Below are 5,041 nucleotides of genomic sequence, written 5' to 3'. Positions count from 1 at the left end.
ACGCCGAACTCGGCGCCAAACTCCGCGCCAACCTCGGCGCAGCCCCGGCCGGCACCAGCTCCGACGCTGAGGCAGCCAACAAGCTCTGATTTTTCGACGGCGGATGCGATGGCGCCCGTGAACGGCGCCTGACCGCCTGTGATAAGAACGCCCCGCCGCGGATTGTCCGCGGCGGGGCGTTCTGCGTTCTTGGATGTAGGGGCCCCACACATCCGGGACAGCAAAATGACGGTGAACTGCCATCTCGGTCTAGGATCATTCCTGTGAAGCAAACAGGACTGTACGGACGACTCGGGTCACCGCTCGTCACGGCAACGGCACGGGGGCACCAGCCATGGCTGCAAAAGACGGCCTAGAAGCTGACACCGAGGGGCAGGGTGGAGGTGTTCAGTCCGTAGACCGCGCCTTCCAAGTGCTGGACATCCTGGCCAGAACCGGCCATGCCGGCGTCAGCGAAATCGCCGAAGAACTCGGCGTTCACAAATCCACGGTCTCACGGCTGCTCGGATCGCTGGTTGCCAGGGAGATCGTGCGACAGAACAACGACCGGGGAAAGTATCAGCTGGGCTTTGGAATCCTACGCCTCGCCAGCGCGATTCCCGGCCGGCTCAGCCTGGTGCACGAGGCCCGTTCCATCCTGGAAAACCTTGCGGACGAATACAAGGAGACGGTGAACCTTGCCGTCCTGCGCTCCAACTACGCCGTCAACGTAGACCAGGCCATGGGCCCTTCAACACTGGCCACGTATGACTGGGTGGGCAGTCTCACGCCCCTCCACGCCACCTCCAGCGGCAAGATCCTTTTGGCGGCATTGCCCGTTGACGAACGGAACCAGATTTACAAAAAAGTCGGACTGACGAGCCGCACATCCCGCACCGTCACCGACCGGGTCGCCTTGGAGAAGGAGCTGCTCTCCATAGCCCGCGATGGGTACGCAGTTGTTCACGAGGAGTTTGAGATTGGGCTAACCGCGGTTGCTGCGCCGGTGTACAACCACATCGGAACGGTCATCGCGGCGGTCAGCATCTCCGGGCCGTCCTTCCGTTTCGACCCGGAAAATACACCCGGCCTCATCCAGGGCCTTCGGGAGGCGGGGCTGAAGATCAGCGCAAAGATGGGCTACACCGGGCGTTAAACGGGTTGAGCCCGCCGGGGTCGGCGGGCTCAACCATGTTTCGCTACGTCGGATCCGGCTCAGCCAGCGGGCTTGACGTCGCCGATCATTTCCTGGACCCAGTCGTGGAAGGCGCCGATGTGGTGCTCGCTGGGCACCAGCACGCCGCCCTTGGCGTAGATCTTCGAGCCCATGGCCGGCTGGCACCGCTCGCAGGCGTCGAAGTCCTGCTGGTTCACGCGGTGGAACAGCTCCACCGAGGCGCTGACATCCTTGCCGCTCTCCACCACGCTGGGCAGGTACAGCCAGTCGCATTCCACGATGGTGTGATCCGCTGCCATCGGGAACATGCGGTGGATGATCACGTGGTCCGGGACCAGGTTCACGAACACCGTGGGCTTGATCGTGATGGCGTAGTAGCGGCGGTCCTGGTCCTCGCTCACGCCCGGGATCAGGTCCAGGCCCTCGGAACCGTCCACCGTGAAGCCCTTGACGTCCTCGCCGAACTCGGCCCCGTGGCCCACGAAGTACTGCGCGGCCAAACCGTCTGCGAACTCCGGCAGGACCTCGGTCAGTTCCGGGTGGATCGTGGCGCAGTGGTAGCACTCCATGAAGTTCTCAATGATGAGCTTCCAGTTCGCCTTCACGTCATACCGGATCCGCCGGCCCAGGCTCAGGTTCGCCACGTCATAACCGTCGATGGCATGCACATCACCGAGGCGCTCCTCGATGGCGCCCATGACGTCCTCTTCGAACGACGGCGGCTCATCGGCCAGGCACACCCAGACATAGCCCAGGTACTCCCGGATATGGACCTTCACCAGGCCGTACTCGTCCCGGTCGATGTCCGGCATCTTGGTCAGGTTCGGCGCCGCGATGAGCTTGCCCTCGAAGTCATACGTCCAGGCGTGATACGGACACTGGAACGAACGGGCCGCTTCGCCCTTTTCCTCCATGCACAGCTTCACGCCGCGGTGCCGGCAGATGTTATAGAAACCCCGGATCTGGCCCTTGCGCGTGCGGCTGATCAACACACTCTCCCGCCCGATCTGCACGGTCTGCCAGGCACCGGCCTTATCCAGATCCGCCGAACGGATAGCGCAGAACCACATCTGCTCAAAAATCCGCTCCTGCTCAGCCCGGAACACGGCCTCATCCACATAAGTCGACCCCGGAAGGGTAGGAATCAGACTCGGGGTACTTACCTCAACAGACAATTTGTCCTCCTAACGAACAATGATCAACAAACAACGAAAGCCGGAAGCTATGTAGGGACACGGGGTTTTCACGTACAGGGATTTTCGAAAAACGGTTCTTCACGACAATGCGGCGGCCGCAGCCGGCGCCGGGAGGCTCCGGCGCCACTTGGTGAACAGCCGGGGCTGATTCATGCCCAGGACCGCCACGGGGACATCCTCGCGGTAGTACACGGCAAGGCAGCTGTTTGTGACGACGTCGCCAACCTCGATCTCCAGCCGGTCGTAGCCGGCGGAGTGGCCGGCGAACTGCAGCTTGACGCCGTGCTGGTCGGACCAGAAATAGTGTGGCTTGGCCGGCTTCGGCGCGGCGTCAGCGTCCAGGAGCGCCTCGACGGCCAGCGCAGCGCGCTCCAGGGCGCCGGTCCAGTGCTCGATCCTGCGGTGAGTGCCCGAGGCGTGGTCGAACCACGCGGCGCAGTCGCCCACGGCAACGATTCCCGGCAGACCGGTGCGGCCCATCGAGTCACACACGACGCCACCGCGCAGCTCCAGGCCGGAACCCGCCAGCCACCCCGTGTTCGGCTCGGCTCCAATGCCAACCACTACGACGTCGGCAGGTACGTAGCGTCCTCCGGCCAGCCGGAGTCCTGTGACGTTGCCTTCGCCGCTGTAGAAGTCCTCAATGACGGCGGATGAAATGAGCTCCACCCCGTTGGCTGTGTGGAGTCCGGCCACCACGCTGCCCATCTCCGTACCGAGCTGAGCGGCGAACGGCACCGGCTTGGTGTCGATCATGGTGACTTCCATGCCCCGCGACGCAGCGGCAGATGCCACTTCCGCCCCGATGAAGCCGGCACCAATCACAGCCATCCTGCTCCCGGGCACCAGCTCGGGCGCCAGGCTTTGTGCATCAGCCAGGGTGCGCAGGGTGAAGACGTTGCTCAGCCCGGCAAGGGTGGGTAGCTGCCGTGCCCTCGCGCCTGTGGCGATGACAATGCCGTCCGCCTGCACGGTGCGGCCGTCCTTCAGGGTGATGGTCCGCGAAGACGCATTCAGGGAAGCGGCCTCTGCGCCCAGCATCCATTCAGCATCCAGATCGTCGGTGTCGCACTCCAGGGATAGGTCCTCCACCGTGACCGTACCGAGGAGGAAGTCCTTGGACAGAGGCGGACGGTCGTACGGCCGGTGCGGCTCATCGCCAATGATGACCAGTCGTCCGGTAAAGCCTTGGGCGCGGGCTGCCCGGCCAGCGGAAAGTCCCGCCAGGGAGGCTCCTACGATCGCAAGCGTCTTCATTTCGACGTCCTCTTTCAATTGCTTCCTACGCAACAACAAGCGCTATATGCAACAGCGTGATCTATCCCACAGCCGCTGTCAAGGCCCGCTTTATCGGGAAGCCGTTGGCGAGCAACAGAGAAGAAATACCTTGACAAGCCGCGTGACTTGTCGCACGCTGTTGCTTATCGCGATTGCTGTTGTTGATTACGGAACTACCCCCGGCGGCCGTTGCGAGTCAAGGCTCCACGAACGAAGAAGAGGTCCCTCGATGCACAAGGCATGCCCGCTCAGCGAACTGGCACCCGGCGAAGCGCTGCGGCTTAATACGTCACCGCCCATCGCCGTCTTCCATACCGAGGAGGGCGAGCTCTTCGCCATTGACGACACCTGCACCCACCAGGACGCATCCCTGGCGGACGGCTGGGTGGAGGACTGCTGGGTCGAGTGCCCGCTCCACGCATCCAGGTTCAACTTACGCACGGGAAGCGTCGACGCCCCGCCAGCCAAGCTGCCGGTCCGCTCCCACGAAGTGACAGTGATCGATGGCGACATCATGATCACCGAATCCGAAGAGGCCCCCAACCTCCCCCCTGGCCTGACAGTCGACGGCCACATCTAGGACCAGCCCATGAATCCAAGCAAAGGACTATCTCATGGCATTGAACAGTGACATTGGCTTAAAGGATGATGAACGAAGCAGCGGAGACACCCCTCCCGAAAGCTCCGAGGAGCTGAACGGTCAGCAGGCCTCGCTCGTGATCGACCTCCCGGATCGCCTGCCGTCCGCTCCCGTCCTTGACACAGAGGACTGCGATCAACTCCTGCTGGAACTGCGGCAGACAAAAACCGAACAGGCCGTGACGGAACGGCGCAACCGAAAGCTCACCCTCGACAAGGTCACCTTCGGAATCACGGGCGCCATCGCCGTCGCCTTTGTTGCCTGGGGCTTTGTTGGCCGGGACAGCCTCTCCGTCACCTCCACAAGCGTCCTGAACTGGGTCATGGAATACACCGGCTGGCTCTTCATGGTCACCGCCTCGCTCTTTGTGATCTTCGTCCTCTGGCTGGCCCTGGGCAAGTTCGGCAACATCCCGCTGGGCAAGGACGGCGAAAAGCCCGAATTCCGGACCGTCTCCTGGGTCGCGATGATGTTCGCCGCCGGCATGGGCATCGGCCTCATGTTCTACGGTGTGGCCGAACCGCTCTACCACTACATCTCTCCCCCGCCCGGCACCGTGGACGGCCGCACCCCCGCAGCCATCCAGACCGCCATGGCCACCTCGATCTTCCACTGGACCCTGCACCCCTGGGCCATGTACGCCGTGGTCGGCATCGCCATGGCCTACGGCACCTACCGCCTCGGCCGCCGGCAACTGATCTCCGTCGCCTTCACCTCACTGTTCGGCGTCAGGACGGTGGAAGGGCCGATCGGGAAGTTCATCAACATCCT

At 63.2% G+C, this 5,041-nt stretch carries 6 protein-coding genes; 3 read left to right on the top strand and 3 right to left on the bottom strand.

Features of this window, described 5'->3' with window-relative positions; genetic code table 11:
- Positions 1 to 212 (bottom strand): hypothetical protein (locus J7I89_RS01530; protein ID WP_214966671.1); only part of this gene is annotated, 212 nt, incomplete at its 3' end.
- 122 nt (positions 213 to 334) lie between these two features.
- Between J7I89_RS01530 and J7I89_RS01525 the strand changes: the two genes are divergently transcribed.
- Positions 335 to 1,135 (top strand): IclR family transcriptional regulator, encoded by an 801-nt coding sequence (locus J7I89_RS01525; protein ID WP_214966670.1) that lies wholly within the window; start codon positions 335 to 337, stop codon positions 1,133 to 1,135.
- 59 nt (positions 1,136 to 1,194) lie between these two features.
- Here the strand turns inward: J7I89_RS01525 and J7I89_RS01520 are convergent, their stop codons facing one another.
- Both J7I89_RS01520 and J7I89_RS01515 read right to left on the bottom strand, forming a co-directional pair.
- The gene (locus J7I89_RS01520) at positions 1,195 to 2,331 is read right to left on the bottom strand and encodes an aromatic ring-hydroxylating dioxygenase subunit alpha (protein WP_214966669.1); all 1,137 of its coding nucleotides are present in this window, start codon (positions 2,329 to 2,331) and stop codon (positions 1,195 to 1,197) included.
- Between the two features lie 99 nt (positions 2,332 to 2,430).
- The gene (locus J7I89_RS01515; protein ID WP_214966668.1) at positions 2,431 to 3,609 is read right to left on the bottom strand and encodes an NAD(P)/FAD-dependent oxidoreductase; all 1,179 of its coding nucleotides are present in this window, start codon (positions 3,607 to 3,609) and stop codon (positions 2,431 to 2,433) included.
- A gap of 250 nt (positions 3,610 to 3,859) precedes the next feature.
- On the opposite strand from J7I89_RS01515, the gene J7I89_RS01510 reads away from it, so the two are divergent.
- Together J7I89_RS01510 and J7I89_RS01505 are read left to right on the top strand one after the other, a co-directional pair.
- Complete coding sequence (locus tag J7I89_RS01510; RefSeq protein ID WP_214966667.1) at positions 3,860 to 4,210, top strand: bifunctional 3-phenylpropionate/cinnamic acid dioxygenase ferredoxin subunit; 351 nt, start codon at positions 3,860 to 3,862, stop codon at positions 4,208 to 4,210.
- 34 nt (positions 4,211 to 4,244) lie between these two features.
- On the top strand, positions 4,245 to 5,041 hold a 797-nt coding region (locus tag J7I89_RS01505; protein ID WP_214966666.1), incomplete at its 3' end, for a BCCT family transporter.

Source organism: Arthrobacter sp. ISL-5 (assembly GCF_018613835.1).
Lineage (GTDB): Bacteria > Actinomycetota > Actinomycetes > Actinomycetales > Micrococcaceae > Arthrobacter.
This window is presented reverse-complemented; position numbering and strand designations above follow the sequence as displayed.

Bases quoted from the DNA above. Each gene is read 5' to 3' on its own strand.
- J7I89_RS01525 (WP_214966670.1), top strand. From the start codon at position 335: ATGGCTGCAAAAGACGGCCTAGAAGCTGACACCGAGGGGCAGGGTGGA.
- J7I89_RS01515 (WP_214966668.1), bottom strand. From the start codon at position 3,609: ATGAAGACGCTTGCGATCGTAGGAGCCTCCCTGGCGGGACTTTCCGCT.
- J7I89_RS01510 (WP_214966667.1), top strand. From the start codon at position 3,860: ATGCACAAGGCATGCCCGCTCAGCGAACTGGCACCCGGCGAAGCGCTG.